12 protein-coding genes are annotated in these 18,115 nt (G+C 55.4%); 3 read left to right on the forward strand and 9 right to left on the reverse strand.

Annotated features, from left to right (window positions below):
- Positions 1-282: 282 nt before the first annotated feature.
- The 3 genes from focA to pflA all read left to right on the forward strand — a co-directional run bounded on the left by focA (position 283) and on the right by pflA (position 4,525).
- A complete protein-coding gene (gene focA / locus H5P17_RS04505) occupies positions 283-1,143 on the forward strand; it encodes a formate transporter FocA (protein WP_020826123.1) in 861 nt (286 codons plus the stop codon).
- Positions 1,144-1,197: 54 nt separating this feature from the next.
- Positions 1,198-3,480 carry a formate C-acetyltransferase gene (pflB, locus tag H5P17_RS04510; RefSeq protein ID WP_182821511.1) on the forward strand — a complete coding sequence of 761 codons (2,283 nt, stop codon included), beginning with the start codon at positions 1,198-1,200 and terminating at the stop codon, positions 3,478-3,480.
- A 304-nt stretch (positions 3,481-3,784) separates the two neighbouring features.
- Positions 3,785-4,525 (forward strand): pyruvate formate lyase 1-activating protein, encoded by a 741-nt coding sequence (gene pflA, locus H5P17_RS04515; protein WP_044549519.1) that lies wholly within the window; start codon positions 3,785-3,787, stop codon positions 4,523-4,525.
- Between the two features lie 52 nt (positions 4,526-4,577).
- On the opposite strand, the gene H5P17_RS04520 is transcribed toward pflA, so the two are convergent.
- The 9 genes from H5P17_RS04520 to H5P17_RS04560 all read right to left on the reverse strand — a co-directional run bounded on the left by H5P17_RS04520 (position 4,578) and on the right by H5P17_RS04560 (position 18,051).
- On the reverse strand, positions 4,578-5,723 hold the full coding sequence (locus H5P17_RS04520) for an MFS transporter (protein WP_041414385.1): 1,146 nt from the start codon (positions 5,721-5,723) through the stop codon (positions 4,578-4,580).
- 172 nt (positions 5,724-5,895) lie between these two features.
- Entirely contained in the window at positions 5,896-6,513 is a 618-nt protein-coding gene (dmsD, locus tag H5P17_RS04525; RefSeq protein ID WP_044549517.1) for a Tat proofreading chaperone DmsD, read from the reverse strand.
- Positions 6,514-6,565: 52 nt separating this feature from the next.
- Complete coding sequence (locus H5P17_RS04530; protein ID WP_182821512.1) at positions 6,566-7,426, reverse strand: dimethyl sulfoxide reductase anchor subunit family protein; 861 nt, start codon at positions 7,424-7,426, stop codon at positions 6,566-6,568.
- A 1-nt stretch (position 7,427) separates the two neighbouring features.
- Entirely contained in the window at positions 7,428-8,045 is a 618-nt protein-coding gene (locus tag H5P17_RS04535; RefSeq protein ID WP_182821514.1) for a DMSO/selenate family reductase complex B subunit, read from the reverse strand.
- Between the two features lie 10 nt (positions 8,046-8,055).
- Complete coding sequence (ynfE, locus tag H5P17_RS04540; protein ID WP_182821516.1) at positions 8,056-10,509, reverse strand: selenate/tellurate reductase subunit YnfE; 2,454 nt, start codon at positions 10,507-10,509, stop codon at positions 8,056-8,058.
- 270 nt (positions 10,510-10,779) lie between these two features.
- Entirely contained in the window at positions 10,780-12,072 is a 1,293-nt protein-coding gene (gene serS, locus H5P17_RS04545) for a serine--tRNA ligase (RefSeq protein WP_044549504.1), read from the reverse strand.
- Positions 12,073-12,181: 109 nt separating this feature from the next.
- On the reverse strand, positions 12,182-13,525 hold the full coding sequence (locus H5P17_RS04550; RefSeq protein ID WP_182821518.1) for a replication-associated recombination protein A: 1,344 nt from the start codon (positions 13,523-13,525) through the stop codon (positions 12,182-12,184).
- Between the two features lie 7 nt (positions 13,526-13,532).
- Positions 13,533-14,144 (reverse strand): outer membrane lipoprotein chaperone LolA, encoded by a 612-nt coding sequence (gene lolA / locus H5P17_RS04555; protein ID WP_044549499.1) that lies wholly within the window; start codon positions 14,142-14,144, stop codon positions 13,533-13,535.
- Positions 14,145-14,466: 322 nt separating this feature from the next.
- Positions 14,467-18,051, reverse strand: coding sequence for a DNA translocase FtsK 4TM domain-containing protein (locus H5P17_RS04560; protein ID WP_182821519.1), 3,585 nt, complete (start codon positions 18,049-18,051; stop codon positions 14,467-14,469).
- Positions 18,052-18,115 lie beyond the last annotated feature (64 nt).

An 18,115-nucleotide genomic window follows, 5' to 3' on the forward strand; every position in this document is an offset into this window, starting at 1 on the left:
AATAATAATTAACCGATAATTAAACCTTGCCGCTCAGAAAGTGACAAAATGCGTTAAATTTTAACCTGGCCGGGGTTGGTACGGTCGTAAATTCAAAATTATTTGCAAACATTAAAAAAATGTTTTTGATTAAAAATCAATGAATTAACCAAATAAACCTTGCGATTTATCTGGCTTTTGACCGTTTTAGTTTCCCGCCTTATGATCCAAATCAATTTTTACCCTATACTGCTTTGCTAGTATCTCATTGCGTTGTTTTAACCCTTAAAAGCGAGAGTTAGTGTGAAAGCTGACAACCCCTTCGATCTGATATTACCTGCAGCAACGGCGAAAATCGCTGAAGATGCAGGTGTGTATAAAGCCACCAAGCACCCGCTGAAAACGTTTTATTTGGCGATTACTGCCGGCGTCTTTATTTCAATCGCATTCGTATTTTATATCACTGCGACTACCGGCACTGCCGGTGTGCCTTTCGGCCTGGCAAAACTGGTCGGCGGCATCTGCTTCTCTCTGGGGTTAATGCTGGTCGTGGTTTCAGGCGCCGACCTGTTCACTTCCACCGTGCTGATTGTCATTGCCAAGGCCAGCGGCCGCATCAGCTGGTACCAGCTGGCAGCCAACTGGCTGAATGTCTATATCGGCAACCTGATCGGCGCCCTGTTCTTCGTCGCGCTCATCTGGTTCTCCGGCGAACACATGGTGGCCAACGGCCAATGGGGCCTGAACGTCCTGCAAACCGCTGACCACAAGCTGCATCACACCTTTGTTGAGGCCGTCTGCCTCGGCATCCTGGCTAACCTGATGGTCTGCCTGGCCGTGTGGATGAGCTACTCAGGCCGCAGCCTGATGGACAAAATGTTCGCCATGATCCTGCCGGTCGGCATGTTCGTCGCCAGCGGTTTCGAACACAGCATCGCCAACATGTTTATGATCCCTATGGGTATCGTGGTTAAAAACTTCGCCACGCCGGAATTCTGGCAAGCCATAGGGGCAGCACCCGAGCAGTTTGCTCATCTGACCGTAAGCAACTTTATCATCGACAATCTGATCCCAGTCACCATTGGCAACATCATTGGCGGCGGCCTGCTGGTTGGGTTGACTTACTGGGTAATTTATCTGCGCGGTGGTGAACAACAGCACTAAGCTGTTAGTTATCGCGCGCCGAGTTAGAACTCCACAATTAAAGGTAGGTGTATAATGACCGAACTTAACGAGAAGTTAGCCAAAGCTTGGGAAGGTTTCAGCAAAGGTGACTGGCAGAACGAAGTCAACGTTCGTGACTTCATCCAGAAAAACTACACTCCTTACGAGGGTGATGAATCCTTCCTGGCAGGCGCAACTCAGGCCACCTCCACCCTGTGGGAAAAGGTTATGGAAGGGATCAAACTGGAAAACCGCACCCATGCGCCAGTTGATTTCGACACCAACGTTGCCGCGACCATCACTTCCCACGACGCCGGCTACATCGCCAAAGAACTGGAAACCATCGTAGGTCTGCAGACTGACGCCCCTCTGAAACGCGCGCTGATCCCATTCGGCGGCATCAAAATGGTCGAAGGTTCTTGTAAGGTCTATGGCCGCGAACTGGATCCACAGCTGAAAAAAGTGTTCACCGAATACCGCAAAACCCACAACCAGGGCGTATTCGATGTTTACACCAAAGACATCCTGAACTGCCGCAAATCCGGCGTGCTGACCGGTCTGCCAGATGCATACGGCCGTGGTCGTATCATCGGTGACTACCGCCGCGTAGCGCTGTACGGCATCGATTTCCTGATGGCCGACAAACTGAACCAGTTCAAGTCTCTGCAGACCAAGCTGGAAAACGGCGAAGATCTGGAAATGACCATCCAGCTGCGTGAAGAAATTGCTGAACAGCACCGCGCTCTGGGTCAGATCAAAGAAATGGCTGCCAAATACGGCTGCGACATCTCTGGTCCTGCTACTACCGCACAAGAAGCTGTACAGTGGACTTACTTCGGCTACCTGGCCGCGGTTAAATCTCAGAACGGCGCAGCCATGTCCTTCGGCCGCGTGTCTACCTTCCTTGACGTGTTCATCCAACGCGACATCGATGCAGGCAAGCTGAACGAAGAACAAGCGCAGGAACTGATTGACCATCTGGTAATGAAACTGCGTATGGTGCGCTTCCTGCGTACCCCTGAGTATGATGAGCTGTTCTCCGGTGACCCAATCTGGGCGACCGAATCCCTGGCAGGTATGGGCGTTGACGGCCGTACTCTGGTAACCAAAAACAGCTTCCGCTTCCTGAACACCCTGTACACCATGGGGCCGTCTCCGGAACCAAACATGACCATCCTGTGGTCTGAAAAACTGCCTCTGAACTTCAAAAAGTACGCGGCTAAAGTGTCTATCGACACCTCCTCCGTACAGTATGAAAACGATGATCTGATGCGTCCTGACTTCAACAACGATGACTATGCCATCGCCTGTTGCGTTAGCCCGATGATTGTCGGTAAACAAATGCAGTTCTTCGGTGCCCGTGCCAACCTGGCGAAAACCATGTTGTACGCTATCAACGGCGGCGTTGATGAAAAACTGAAAATGCAGGTTGGTCCGAAAGAAGCACCAATGATGGACACCGTACTGGACTATGACAAAGTCATGGAACGTATGGACCACTTTATGGATTGGCTGGCCAAACAGTACGTGACCGCGCTGAACATCATTCACTACATGCACGACAAGTACAGCTATGAAGCTGCGCTGATGGCGCTGCACGACCGTGACGTTTATCGCACCATGGCCTGCGGCATCGCCGGTCTGTCGGTTGCGGCTGACTCCCTGTCCGCCATCAAGTACGCTAAAGTGTCCACCATCCGTGACGAAGACGGCCTGGCCGTAGACTTCAAAATCGAAGGTGAATACCCGCAGTTCGGTAACAACGATGCTCGCGTTGATGACATCGCCTGTGACCTGGTAGAACGTTTCATGAAGAAAATTCAGAAACTGCGTACTTACCGTAATGCGGTACCGACTCAATCCGTACTGACCATCACTTCTAACGTGGTCTACGGCAAGAAAACCGGTAACACCCCAGACGGTCGCCGCGCTGGCGCGCCATTCGGTCCAGGTGCTAACCCAATGCACGGTCGCGACCAGAAAGGTGCTGTAGCCTCCCTGACCTCCGTAGCCAAACTGCCGTTTGCTTACGCGAAGGACGGGATCTCCTACACCTTCTCCATCGTGCCAAACGCGTTGGGTAAAGACGACGACGTGCGTAAAGCCAACCTGGCGGGTCTGATGGACGGTTACTTCCACCACGAAGCTTCTATCGAAGGTGGCCAGCACCTGAACGTTAACGTGATGAACCGTGAAATGCTGCTGGACGCGATGGAAAACCCTGAGAAATACCCTCAGCTGACCATCCGCGTATCCGGTTATGCCGTTCGCTTCAACTCGCTGACCAAAGAACAACAGCAAGACGTCATTACTCGTACTTTCACTCAGTCGATGTAATAGCCCCATCCGGGCGGGGTTTCCCGCCCGGTAGTCAAGCTGAAATTCGGGGCCGGATCTTTCCGGCCTTTTTAGCAAATGCACTACCCTGACTCACCCAGAGTCTGTTTTGCCAGATAGCTATACTGAATGGAATTGGTGGATATCCGGCAAAACAGTTATCCGGCGTAATAACCGGCCAACAGGCATCGTTTCACCCCAGTCGTCGGGCCTTGCCCGGTTGCTGCATCGCTGATCCCTGGCTGGCGGTTATGAGCCTACTTTTAGACTGCGTTTGACAGTCAATATTGGAGAAAACCCCGCAATGTCAGTGAAAGGTCGCATCCACTCCTTCGAATCCTGTGGCACCGTAGACGGTCCGGGGATCCGCTTTATCGTCTTCTTCCAGGGCTGCCTGATGCGCTGCCTGTATTGCCATAACCGTGACACCTGGGATACCCACGGCGGGAAAGAGGTGACCGTAGAAGAGTTGATGAAAGACGCCGTCTCTTATCGTCACTTTATGAATGCTTCCGGCGGTGGCGTAACGGCCTCCGGCGGTGAAGCCATACTGCAGGCAGAATTCGTCCGCGATTGGTTCCGCGCCTGCCATGAAGAAGGGATCAATACCTGTCTGGACACCAACGGCTTTGTGCGCCGTTACGATCCGGTGATAGACGAACTGCTGGATGCCACCGATTTGGTGATGCTGGATCTCAAACAGATGAACGACGACATTCACCAGAATCTGGTCGGCGTTTCCAACCACCGCACGCTAGAATTCGCCCGCTATCTGGCGAAGCGCAATCAACGCACCTGGATCCGCTATGTGGTAGTGCCGGGCTGGTCCGATGATGACAAGTCAACGCACCTGCTGGGCGAGTTCACCAAAGACATGACCAACATCGAGAAAATCGAACTGCTGCCCTATCACGAACTGGGTAAGCACAAATGGGTGGCGATGGGTGAAGAGTACAAGCTGGACGGCGTCCATCCGCCGAAAGCGGAAACCATGGATCGCGTGAAAAGCATTCTGGAAAGCTACGGCCATAAAGTGATTTACTGAGCCCGTTAGCGATAACAAAAAACCCGGCACGCAATGGCCGGGTTTTTTATGCTCAGGCGGCAGCCAACGGGGTGTGGTGACGATCCGGCTTTCTCAGCAACATCATCAGATACACCAACGCAACGGCGGCAATCATCACAAACAGCAGGCGGTCGGAATAATTTTGCATCAGCAGCGCCGTCATCGAAGGCCCGAGCAGGCTGCCGATGGTATAGCTCATCAACAGCGCCTGGTTCATCGCCACCAGCTCATGCGGCAACGCCTTCTCACAGGCCCAGGACATCGCCACCGGATATAGGGTGAACCCGGCACAACCGAGAATGAACAACGCGGGTGCCATTGCATAGTTGCCAAGCATGGCGATACTGGCAAGGATCACCACAAACACCTGAATACGTAGCACCAGCAAACGACCATAGCGGTCTGCCAGACGCCCGACCGGCCATTGTCCGACAATGCCGGAGCTGACCAGCAACGCCATCCAGTAACCCACGTTGGCGTCACTCATGCCCTGATGGGACAGGTACAGCGGCATCAGGCCATATAGCGAGCCGAGTACAATGCCGGAAATGATACAGCCATTAATCCCCAACCGCGCGCTACGGCGCTTCAACATTGGCCAAACCGCAGCCTGTTGGGGTTCGTCGTGCCGACTGTTAACCCGGGCAAACAGCATCGGCAGCGTGGCACTGAGCACGATGGCCGTGACCCATGGCACCACATTCAACAGTTCGGTCGATACCATGCTCAACAACAGTTGGCCGACGACCGTACCCAGGTAATAAACCATCATATAAGCCGCCAGCAATTGGCCGCGGTTAGACAGATTGCCGCTACGCAGCAAGGCGCTCTCGACGATCACCCAAATCCAGGCACAGCCGATGCCGGCAAAGAAACGCCAGCCCATCCAACTCCAAAAATCGAGCGACAATGCCATACCGGCAGTCGCCACAGCGAACACCACGCAGGCAAGATGATAGCTGCGGGTAAAACCAATGCGCTGGATGAGTTTGCCCGCAATCAGCGTGCCGACCAAGTTGCCGGTAAAGTAAGAGGAACTTACCATTCCTACCTGCCAGGTTGACAACTGAGCATGGGTTAACCAAAGAGGGACTAACGTATTCAATACGGCAATAGAGACCGTGAGCAACAACAGGCCACAGAGCAGCAGGAGCACTGGGCGGGAATATGCGGACATAGTGAGATTGAAACCGAACGCGCAATGGGAGTGCGCGCATCATGCCACTGGCGATAAAAAAGTCAATCAGCTCTTATATGTATACCGCACAATTTGTATTACGCGGCCTATTCAGCTGCTAAATGGCCGTCATTGCCTGCGTTTTGCGCAGCTGACGGCCATTCATTTTTTATCAGAAATACAGTTCTAAAGATTCAACTTCAGCAGTGCATTCCGCGCCCCAGGCGCCCAGGGTAATTTGCGCCAACTGCGCCAATCCCTGATAGAAAGGATGCTGCGCATTGGCTTCCAAGAGTTCCAGATAGCGTGGCGCCCATGGCAGCAAATGTTTTGTCAGCAGTTGCTCGACCAACCCGCCCTGACGTTCTTCGGCCAGCCACGCCACCATCATCAGCAAAGTGCCAATATGATCTTCCGGCTCATTGCGATCGTGCTGAGCTTCAATGCCGTTGGCCCGTAACCACTTGCGCAGCCGCAGGGTCGAATGACCAAACAGCACGTTCTCTTTATCCAGATACACCGACCCCCATAATGGCGCCGGTAAGGTATCAGGCCCCACAAACAGACGTTGGTAAGCTTCCGCCAGGGATTCATCCTGTTGATCTTCAATACCGGTCGCAATCAGCGCGGCCGCCGTCTGTAGCTGCTCAGCATCGCCGTACGGCCACTCTTTGACCCACTCAGATTCAGACAGGGTTGCCAACAGCTGTTGGCCGTCTTCACTTTCTGGCGGCGCGTACAGCAACACACCCAGCACCCGCCCCGTTAAAGCGATATTTTCAAGCGTCATAAATCAAGGATCCTTTTAAGGGCGCAGTTTATCACTGCGCCTCACTACAATATTAACCGGCCACCGCCATGCCGACGGTCATATGCAGGCCGTAGAACACGCCCCGCCCCACCAGCTCACCGGCGATAACCAGAATCAAACCTAAAGCCATTCCCATCACTCTGGCGTTACCACGGCGCAGCAGCGGGCAGATCCAGCAGCCCAACCCCAGCACCACCAGCACCAAACGCCCAACCATTAATTGGCCGTACTGCGGGATTAGCGCTGATGCCTGCTGTACCGAGCTGCTGATGCTGGCCAGTTCGTAGCCTTGCATCATTACAGTCCCCAGACTGACCAACAGCGCCACCACGCTCAGGGTAGCCAGTGAATGCCGGGTTGTAACGTCCAGCCCCGCAAAACGCAGCAACAAAACGCCCAGCATTGGCCCCCCGATCGGTACCGTCAGGAAAAAGCTCAGCGTAGTGTAACCGTTATGCCAGGTTGGCACCGTATCGATTTGATATACCCGCGTCATCATGTAAACAAAGACCAGGCCCAATGCCATGGTCACCCACAACCACACGCGACCCAATAACGGCGGTATTTTGCCCAATACCGCCAACAGCCAATAACAACCGCCGACGGCGAAGAACAAGGCGCCAGCGGCTATTTCGTTACTCAATGCCGAAGCGCCAATGCGGTTCAACGAGTTAAACGCCCGCCACGGCGAACCGAGGTGCAGCGTGGAAGCCACGAAAGCGATGCCCATCAGCAACCACAGGAAAAACATCGCGCGATGAACGGCCCGACGCTGCTGTTCGTTCAAGTTACCGCCAATTATGGCGAGCCCCATGACGATAACCGCCCCCACCACGCATTGTCCCAATACGGTAAACAACATCAGCGGCCATTCTTGCCATCCCATGCCCATATCAAACCTCCTTTGGATTGGCCAAATAGCCAGTGGTGTCGCCACTTGGGCGGCTGTTGGCATTGGGTTTTACCACCATGCACGGTCGGGTAAAATGCGTCGCCGGCAGAGGAGCAACCTGCGCCAGAGAGCCATGCTGCTGCCGCAGTTGCTCAATCGGGCCAAAATCCAGAGCCCGCAGTGGACAAGATTCCACGCAGATAGGTTTATGGCCTTCGGCTACCCGCTCATAACAGCCATCGCACTTGGTCATGTGGCCCTTGGTCGCATTGTACTGAGGTGCGCCGTATGGACAGGCCATATGGCAGTAGCGACAGCCGATACACACCTCTTCATTCACCACCACAAAGCCGTCTTCCCGCTTGTGCATTGCGCCGGTCGGACACACTTTGGTACAGGCGGGATCTTCACAGTGGTTGCAGGCAATCGACAAATAATAGGCGAATACGTTTTGTTGCCAGCCGTCGCCATCCTGGAACCAATCTCCACCGGCATATTCATAGATGCGGCGGAAGCTGACGTCCGGCGTCAAATTTTTATAGTCTTTGCAGGCCAGTTCGCAGGTTTTGCAGCCAGTGCAACGACTTGAATCGATAAAGAATCCATATTGCTGAGTCATTGGCTACCCCTTATACCTTTTCGATTTGAATCAGGTTGGTATGCTGCGGATTGCCCTTAGCCAACGGCGAAGGCCGGTGGGTGGTCAGGGTATTCATGCAGGCACCATGGTCGACACGGTCACCGCGCATGTCGGCCTGATGCCAGGCTCCCTGCCCCATAGCGACAACGCCAGGCATGATCCGCGGCGTCACTTTGGCTTCGACACGCACTTCGCCACGCCCATTGAATACCCGCACCTGGTCGCCGCCGATAATGCCGCGTGACTGGGCGTCCAGGGGGTTGATCCACACCTCCTGGCGACAGGCCGCCTGCAACACATCGATGTTGCCGTAGCTAGAGTGGGTACGGGCCTTGTAATGGAAGCCAAACATTTGCAATGGGTAAGTGTGGCGCAGAGGATCGTCCCAGCCTTCAAAGGTAGAGGCGTAAATTGGCAACGGGCTGATGGTTTCGTCTTTTTCCAACTGCCAACTGCCGGCGATGTCGGCCAGCCTGGAGGAATAGATTTCTATCTTGCCGGACGGCGTTTTTAATGGATTCGCTTCGGGATCCTGGCGGAATTTTTTGTACGCCACGAAATGCCCATTGGGATCTTTGCGCTTATAAATCCCCATACTGCGTAACTCTTCATAACCCGGCAGCAGCGGATCCCTGGCCTGCATTTTGGCGTACAAATGTTGCAACCACTGTGCCTGGGTACGCCCTTCGGTAAACTTCTGATGCACCTCTGGCCCCAGCCGGCGCGCCACTTCACTCAGCACCTCATAGATGCCCTTGCGTTCAAATTTCGCAGGGGTCGCAGGTTGGATAAAGATCAGATACCCCATGTTACCGGCATAGTCGTTGGGAATAATGTCTTCCTGTTCGACGGTCATCAGGTCGGGCAGTAAAATGTCGGCATATTTGGCCGAAGAGGTCATAAAGTTTTCGAGCACCACGATCATTTCGCACTGGGATTCGTCCTGCAAAATATCGTGGGTTTTGTTGATGTCAGAATGCTGGTTGGTGATGGTGTTACCGGCATAGTTCCAAATGAACTTGATCGGCACGGTCAGTTTGTCTTGCCCGCGTACCCCGTCACGTTTGGCGGTCATCTCCGGGCCACGCACTATGGCATCGGTCCAGCTAAAGCAGGAGATCTGCGCTTTGACCGGATTAGCCAGAACCGGCATTCGCTCAATGGTAATGGTGTAGGTCGATTCACGCGCCCCACTGTTGCCGCCATTGATGCCAACATTGCCGGTCAGGATGGGCAGCATGGCGATTGCACGCGAGGTCAGTTCGCCATTGGCCTGTCGCTGTGGCCCCCATCCCTGGCAGATATAGGCCGGTTTCGCCGTGCCTATTTCCCGGGCCAGTTTGATAATACGATTGGCCGGAATGCCGGTAATCTTCGCCGCCCACTGCGGCGTCTTTTCAACGCCGTCTTCACCTTGCCCAAGAATGTAAGCCTTATAGTGCCCATTTACCGGCGCATCGGCAGGCAAGGTTTTTTCGTCATAGCCGATGCAATACCGATCCAGAAAGGGTTGGTCGACCAACTCTTCGCTGATCAAAACATGCGCCAGCCCGGCAACCAATGCCGCGTCCGTACCGGGACGAATAGGGATCCATTCATCCTCACGCCCGGCAGCCGTATCGGTATAACGCGGATCGATAACGATCATGCGCGCATGAGAACGTTCACGCGCCTGCTCCAGATAATAGGTAATGCCGCCACCGCTCATTCGCGTTTCCGCCGGATTGTTACCGAACATCACCACCAGCTTGCTGTTTTCGATGTCAGACGTGCTGTTACCTTCGTTGCTGCCATAGGTATAGGGCATGGCGCAGGCGATTTGCGCAGTGCTGTAAGTGCCGTACTGGCTGAGGTAACCGCCATAGCAGTTCATCAGTCGAGCGACCAGCGACGCATTCGGCGACGAACGGGTAATGTTGCCGCCAACGATGCCCGAGGTGTAATTGATATATACCGCTTCGTTACCGTACTGTCCGACGATGCGTTTCAGGTTGTCGGCAATGGCATCAAAAGCTTCCTCCCAACTGATACGCTTGAACTTGCCTTCCCCCCGCTTGCCAACGCGTTTCATCGGGTAATTCAGACGATCGGGATGATTCATGCGGCGGCGAATCGAACGGCCACGCAAACAGGCTCGTACCTGATGGTCGCCATATGCGTCCAGTCCGGTGTTATCGGTTTCGACCCAATAGACTTCGTTATCACGCACGTGCAAGCGCAAGCCGCAGCGGCTGCCGCAGTTGACCGAGCAAGCCCCCCAAACCACTTTATCTTGCGTGGCTTTTTGCACACTTTCGCTGATTGAATCCGCCAATGCCCGGCGGCTAAACGGCAAGGCTATGCCACCCACGGCCATAGCCAGTCCAACGATACCGCCGGACTTTACCAAGGCGCGGCGGCTGACGCCTGCAGACACTTGGCTATTTTCTTTTTTTTCCGACATAACTCACTCCACGTTTTACCCTGGTATTGATAAACGTCATGCCTTTGACTCAAGGCGGCGAGCAGAGGAGGCAGAACTGATGTCTGCTGATGAGCTTGAGTAAAAACCCTCCTCTATAGAGGGATATTACTCAGAAGTGGGTAGTGAACTTTGTCTGCTATCAATAAAGCGGGGGAAGGAGATGAAAGAAAAAGTCCTTTCGAACAAAAGGATAATAGTTTTCTTATAAAAAAAGCGCCCGCAGGCGCTTTTCATAGAACAGGCAATAATTTAGCCGATATATTCCAGGCCGCCCATATACGGTCGTAATACTTCCGGCACCTGAATACGGCCATCGGCCAACTGGTAGTTTTCCAGCACGGCAACCAGCGTACGACCGACTGCCAGACCAGAACCGTTCAGCGTATGCACCAGGCGCGGCTTCTTCTCGGTTTTGCTACGGCAGCGAGCCTGCATGCGGCGGGCCTGGTAATCCCACATGTTGGAACAAGATGAGATCTCGCGGTACGTGTTCTGCGCCGGCAGCCACACTTCCAGATCGTAGGTCTTGCACGAGCCTGCCCCCATGTCGCCGGTACACAGCAACATTTTACGGTACGGCAGGTTCAGCAGTTGCAGCACTTTCTCCGCATGACCGGTCAGCTCTTCCAGCGTCGCCATGGAGTCTTCCGGACGGACAATTTGAACCATCTCGACCTTGTCGAACTGGTGCATGCGGATCAGACCGCGGGTATCGCGACCATAAGAACCGGCTTCGGCACGGAAACATGGCGTATGCGCGGTCATCTTCAGCGGCAGCGATTCCTCTTCCAGGATCTCGTCGCGCACCAGGTTGGTCAACGGCACTTCTGCCGTTGGGATCAGCGCATAGTTGCTGCTGTCGGATTCCTCTTCCAGCGGTTTGGTGTGGAACAGATCTTCACCAAACTTCGGCAACTGGCCGGTACCGTACAACGTGGCATGGTTGACCAGGTAAGGCACGTAGGTTTCCTGATAGCCATGCTGTTCGGTATGCAGATCCAGCATGAACTGGGATAACGCGCGGTGCATACGGGCGATTTGCCCCTTCATCACCACAAAGCGTGAACCGGTCAGTTTTACGGCGGCAGCGAAGTCCAGGCCACCAGCCATTTCGCCCAGATCAACGTGATCGCGTACCTGGAAATCATACTGGCGCGGCTCGCCCCAGCGGCTAACTTCCTGGTTATCGCCGTCGTCTTTGCCATCAGGAACTGAATCATCCGGCAGGTTCGGGATCGCCAACGCATAATCGCGGATTTCAGTCTGCAGCTGATCCAGTGCGGCCTTGGCAATATCCAGCTTGTCACCCAGCTCGTTGACTTCGCGACGCAGCGGCTCAATGTCTTCCCCGCGCGCTTTAGCCGCGCCGATGGATTTCGATCGGGAGTTACGTTCTGCCTGCAGCATTTCAGTTTCTACCTGCAGAACTTTGCGACGCTCTTCTTGAGAACGCAGCAGATCCAGATCGAGTTTAAAGCCTCGGCGAGCCAGTTTGACGGCGACTGCGTCTAGCTCATTACGCAGCAGATTGGGATCGAGCATGCTAATCCTGTGCTTATTGTTATTGAAAGAAAATTTGTTGTTTTATTCGGCTGTTTAAAAGCCGCATAAAGGAAGAGTGGTACCCGCTAACCTTACCGCAACGGCAACGCTAGCGGTAGCGTTTTGTCTGGCTATTTTGATCCTGCTCAGCCAGCCATGCCAGCTTTTCGCCGATTTTACCTTCCAACCCGCGTGCGGTTGGATGATAGTAACGCGTCCTGGCCATTTCGGCCGGAAAATAGTCCTCGCCGGCAGCATAGGCATTGGGTTCGTCGTGAGCGTAACGGTACTCCGCGCCTAACCCCATTTCCTTCATCAGCTTGGTTGGCGCATTGCGCAAATGCTCGGGCACATCGTAATCGGCTTGCTCTTTAGCATCGCGCATGGCCGCTTTGAAGGCGGTATAAACGGCGTTGCTTTTTGGCGCGCAGGCCAGGTAAACGATCGCTTGAGCAATCGCACGCTCACCTTCGGCCGGACCAACGCGCGTAAAGCAGTCCCAGGCGGCGATCGCCACCCGCATACCGCGGGGATCGGCATTGCCGACATCTTCCGAAGCAATGGCCAGCAACCGGCGCGCCACATACAGCGGATCGCCTCCGGCGGTAATAATGCGGGCATACCAGTACAGCGCGGCGTCCGGGGCTGAGCCGCGCACCGATTTATGCAACGCCGAAATAAGATCGTAAAAACGATCGCCTTTATTGTCGAAGCGCGCACTGCGTTCGCCGGAGACTTCTTTGAGCAACTGCGGCGTCAGCACGCGAATGCCTTTGGCGTCGATCTCCGCCATGTCCGCCATCATCTCCAGGCTGTTCAACGCCCGGCGCGCATCGCCGCCCACCAGTTCCGACAGCATGCGACGGGTCTCTTCCGGCAGCTCGATATTCTGGCCGCCAAACCCCCGGCTGTTGTCCTGCATCGCCTGATCCAGCACCTGGCTGATATCTTCTGCAGTCAGCGCTTTCAGCAAATACACACGGGCGCGAGACAACAGCGCCGAGTTAAGCTCAAAGGACGGGTTTTCGGTTGTCGCCCCGATAAAGGTAATGGTGCCGTCTTCGATGTGCGGCAGGAAGGCATCCTGCTGGCTTTTATTGAAACGGTGTACCTCATCGACAAACAAAATGGTGCGACGACCGGCGTCACGATTCTGTCGTGCCCGCTCAATCGCCTCACGGATTTCTTTGATGCCCGATGTTACTGCGGAAATTCGCTCGACGTCCGCCTGGCCGTAGCGGCCGATCAACTCCGCCAGCGTGGTTTTCCCGGTGCCGGGCGGCCCCCACAGAATCATCGAATGCAGTTGCCCCGCCTCAATGGCACGCGGCAAAGGCTTACCGGCAGCCAGCAGGTGCTGCTGGCCGATGTATTGCGCCAGCGTGGTTGGCCGCATCCGCGCGGCCAATGGCTGGAACTCATTCTGGGAAAAATCGAGCGACATATTACTCACGCAGACCTCACTGGCGCTGGTCGTCCAGCGTCACCCCCTTCGGCGGGGTAAATTTGAATTTGCTGGCATCAGCAGCAACGTTCTGCTGACTTTTCAGCGCGTAAGAACTGCGCTGGCCATCCTGCTCAACCGCAGCAAAACTGCGGATGGTGCCGCTGTTGGTCACGGTAATGGCAAACTGCTTCAGGTTGCCGCTGCTGGATTTTGGCGTCAGCTCAAAATCATCGCCTTTCTGCTTAACGTTGTACTGTTTCCAGTCGTTGGCGTTGTTGCGGGTGATCAGCATAAATGGCGTATTGCCGGTCGCATTTTTCAACCAGGTCGCGGTGACTTGCTCAACAAAAGGATTGTAGAACCATAAGGTTTGGCCATCCGACACCAGCACACTCTCGTCCGGCGAGGTCATATGCCAATTAAACAGGTTCGGGCGTTTCACCCAAAGTTCACCTTCCCCCTGCTGCACCGCAGCACCATCGCTGCTGGTCACGGTCTGGGAGAAGCTGGCGTGGAAACTGTTCACTTTCGCCAGACGACTTTGCAAATCCTGCGCGGCGTCGGCCAGCACAGAGGTGGACGCGAATCCCGAAAGCAGACAACAGGCAACTAACAGTTTTTTCATTATTCCAGATACCTTATGAAATGCGTTTACCGCAAGGCGGTGCCGTGCGGGTCAAATTAACCCTTAACACCCTTACTCTACCCGAAGCTATTCGCAGGCAGATAGGTCAATGTTCCGAGAAGCCGGTGGTTTACGCTTCTTTGCACAAGGGCTGCCAAAGTCCTCTGTACTTAAAAGTTAGGTTTTGTGTACTAATAAAAACAAAGGATTACGTTTCAGGTTTACACCAAACATCCGAAACCCCGTTTTTCGGGTGTTTGTCATCAGTCTAAAGGGCCGCTAAGCGGCCCTTTATTATTAAATAACAACGATTAAAGCTTCGTCAGTCATGCCGTGGCGGCGCCAGCACCTCGCGGTTGCCGTTGTGCCCCTGCTCGCTGACGATGCCCTGCGCTTCCATCTGTTCGATGATGCGCGCGGCGCGGTTATAGCCGATACGGAACTGACGCTGTACGCCGGAAATGGAGGCGCGGCGTTTATCCACCACAAACTCCACCGCCTGGTCAAACAGCGGATCCAGCTCTTCATCACCTTCCAGACCGCCACCAGCACCGCCCTCACCGTCGTCACCGCCGTTGAGGATACCCTCTTTATATTGAGGTCGCTCACGCGCTTTCCAATCCTTAACTACCGCATGCACTTCCTGATCGCGCACAAATGCACCATGCACACGAACCGGAATGGAGGAGTTAGGGGCCAGATACAACATGTCGCCCATCCCCAGCAGCGATTCAGCACCGCCCTGATCGAGGATAGTTCGCGAGTCAATCTTGCTCGACACGGTAAAGGCGATACGGGTCGGGATGTTGGCCTTGATCAGGCCGGTGATCACATCCACCGAAGGACGCTGAGTTGCCAGTACCAGATGGATACCCGCCGCACGCGCTTTCTGCGCCAGACGCGCAATCAGCTCTTCAACCTTTTTGCCGACCGTCATGATCAGGTCAGCGAACTCGTCGACCATCACCACGATGTAAGGCTCTTTCTCCAGAACCGGCGGCGTGATGTCCATGCTGTCGGTCGGTTTCCAGAACGGATCCGGGATTGGACGTCCCATCGCCTCGGCCTGATCGACACGTTCGTTGTAACCAGCCAGGTTACGCACGCCGAGCGCAGACATCAGCTTATAGCGTCGTTCCATCTCGGCGACGCACCAACGCAAGGCATTGGCGGCGTCTTTCATGTCGGTAACCACGTCCGTCAGCAGGTGCGGAATACCTTCATAGACCGACAGCTCCAGCATTTTCGGGTCAATCATGATAAAGCGCACTTCTTTCGGCGTGGCCTTATACAGAATGCTCAGGATCATGGCATTGACCCCAACCGATTTACCGGAACCGGTGGTCCCCGCGACCAGCAGGTGCGGCATTTTCGCCAAGTCGGCCACCACCGGCTCGCCGGAGATGTCTTTACCCAAGACGATAGCCAGCGGCGACGGGTTGTCGCGGAATGCCGGGCAATCCAGCACTTCTCGCAGATAGACTGTCTGACGCTTAACGTTAGGCAACTCCAGGCCGACGTAGGGCTTGCCGGGGATCACCTCAACCACACGCACCGCGGAAGTTGACAGTGAACGCGCCAGGTCGCGCGACAGATTGGAAATACGCGCCGCTTTAACGCCCGGCGCCAAATCCAGTTCGAAACGGGTGATGACCGGGCCTGGCAAAATGTCTACCACGTCGGCTTTCACCCGATAATCGGCCAGGCTGGCTTCCACCAAACGCGCCTTCTGTTCCAGCGCGAAGGAATCCACCGGTTCAACCTCTTTCGGTGCTTCGGTCAGCAGATCAAGCGTCGGCAACGGCGTAGTCGGTTTTTGCAGCGGCATATCGTTGCGCATCAGGAACGGGTGGATCAGGCTGTCCATTGCCGGCTGCTGCGGAGCGGTCGGCGCCGGTTGCGCCACAGGTTGCTGATAGGCCGGTGGTTGCTGTTGCGCAGGCGGTTGTTGCTGCGGCTGATAAGCAGGCGGCGCAGACTGGTAGGATTGTACCGGCGGAGTTTGAGGTTGCGTTTGCGGCGCATAAGCCGGCGCGGCTGGCTCAAACTGGCCGAATGGCACATCATCCTCACGTTCGCTTTGCTGCTCGATGCGTTCTTCAAGCTGTGGCGACAGGGTGAACAGCGGCTCAACCGGGCCATCGTCAACCAAATCATCCATCGGCGAGAAACCAAACGCATTGCGAGTATCTACCGGCGTGGTTCGCTGCACCGATGGCGCAGCGTCTTGCTGCCCATAACGCTGATTTTGCTGTTCGGCAAATGCCTGACGCAGTGCGGCTTCCTGCAAAGCAGCCTCGTCGTCCTGGCTCTCCTGCGCGTACTCCTCGCCATAACGTTGGTTTTGCTGCTCGGCAAACGCCTGACGCAGCGCCGCCTCCTGCAAGGCTTCATCGTCTTGATCTGACGGAAGAGCATTCGCATTCGGCAATGGCTCGTCGTCCCCACGGTTACGCTGTTCCTGTTCGGCCATGCGCTGCGAAGGCAGCTTGATGCCGTAAGAAGCCAGTTCACGCCGGGTTGGGATGCGCACCGGATTCGGACGCGGCAACTCAGGACCGAGCCCTTGTTTGACCTGCGAGTTAGCGTCGCTGGTGGCCGTAAAGGCCGGCATAAAGGTATTGGCGGCAACAGCGCCGGCAGCTGCCGTTGCTGCAGCCTGCGCCTGAGGTTTCACGCTGCCGAACGATGGCACCGCAGGCTCACCGGCACTGAAACCGGCCGGAGCACTGACGTCAGCGCTATCGCGTTGAGCGGCGGAGAAATCAAAGGGAGAACGATCGTGCGACGGAGATGCTGCCGGCGCGTCCCAGTTCCCCATGCGCGGTTCGTCATCGTCCTGGTAAGGATCGGCCGGACGCGTTACCTTCGGCGTCGGCGTCTCTTCAGGAATTTCAAACGAATACAGTGGTGGAGCACTGTTTTCCGCTGGCGCGCTCATCGGGCTCTGGTTCACCGAAGCCGGCGCCGTTGGGGCTACCGTAACCGACGGAGCCTGTGCCACAACCGGGGCTGCGGTGACAGGTTCACGAGCCACCGCTGGCACGACAGGCGCGGCATCGGCATCTTCGTCGTCATTCGCCCGCAGGCCGCTGAGCAACGGATCCTCAACCTCTTCCGCCGCCATTTTGGCGGTTTCCGTCACCGAAGGCGCTGAGAACAAGACGTCGTCTTCCGCCGCATTGGCCGCAGCCGCGTTCGAGGCCGCAGCAATCGCTGCCCCTTTCTCTACCGATTCGGGTTGATCTTCGACGTAACGGTCGTCATCGTCGTGATAACGATCATCACGGCGCGAGCGGTTGGTCATAAAGGTGGCCGTCCCCAGCACCACGCCGCCGATCCTCTCGGCAATCACCAGCCATGACCAGCCGGTAAACAGCGTAAGGCCCGCAGCCCAAACGCACAGCAGCGCCAAAGTTGCACCAATGCCGTTGAACCAGGGGAGCATGGCGTTGCTCAGCAAGCTGCCGATAACGCCGCCGGAGGCAAAGTAATAGAGATCGTCGACATTCAGTGCCGCCAGGCCACACGAAGTGAGCACCAGCGCCAAAGTGCCGATCAGGCGCAGGGAAAGCGCAAAATAGTCGATGTATTCGCCGCTGCCGCGCTGACGATAAGCCGCCCAGCACAACACCAGCATGATCGGCGGTATCGCATAGGCGAGTACCCCGAAGGTGAAGAACAGCGTGTCGGCCATCCAGGCCCCGACGCCACCGCCCAGATTATGAATCGGCTCATGCCACGCGGTCTGCGACCAGCTTGGGTCAGAGGGATTGAAACTGACCAAGGCAGCCATGAGGTAAATGGCAAATATGGCTACCACAATCAACACAGCTTCGAGCAAACGGCGACCGCTGCTGAGTTTTCTCAAGGTAACTTCTTTATCTTCTGTATATTCCTGGCTCAAGAAAGGCTCTCCAGGTTCCTGTTAGCTGACATAGCAACAGCGCCGAGAAGCATCCCCGGCGCTG

The sequence above is a fragment of the Serratia sp. OS31 genome (assembly GCF_014164835.1).
GTDB classification, from domain to species: Bacteria; Pseudomonadota; Gammaproteobacteria; order Enterobacterales; family Enterobacteriaceae; genus Serratia; species Serratia liquefaciens_A.

Bases quoted from the DNA above. Each gene is read 5' to 3' on its own strand.
- pflB (WP_182821511.1), top strand. From the start codon at position 1,198: ATGACCGAACTTAACGAGAAGTTAGCCAAAGCTTGGGAAGGTTTCAGC.
- pflA (WP_044549519.1), top strand. From the start codon at position 3,785: ATGTCAGTGAAAGGTCGCATCCACTCCTTCGAATCCTGTGGCACCGTA.
- H5P17_RS04520 (WP_041414385.1), bottom strand. From the start codon at position 5,723: ATGTCCGCATATTCCCGCCCAGTGCTCCTGCTGCTCTGTGGCCTGTTG.
- dmsD (WP_044549517.1), bottom strand. From the start codon at position 6,513: ATGACGCTTGAAAATATCGCTTTAACGGGGCGGGTGCTGGGTGTGTTG.
- H5P17_RS04530 (WP_182821512.1), bottom strand. From the start codon at position 7,426: ATGGGCATGGGATGGCAAGAATGGCCGCTGATGTTGTTTACCGTATTG.
- H5P17_RS04535 (WP_182821514.1), bottom strand. From the start codon at position 8,045: ATGACTCAGCAATATGGATTCTTTATCGATTCAAGTCGTTGCACTGGC.
- ynfE (WP_182821516.1), bottom strand. From the start codon at position 10,509: ATGTCGGAAAAAAAAGAAAATAGCCAAGTGTCTGCAGGCGTCAGCCGC.
- serS (WP_044549504.1), bottom strand. From the start codon at position 12,072: ATGCTCGATCCCAATCTGCTGCGTAATGAGCTAGACGCAGTCGCCGTC.
- lolA (WP_044549499.1), bottom strand. From the start codon at position 14,144: ATGAAAAAACTGTTAGTTGCCTGTTGTCTGCTTTCGGGATTCGCGTCC.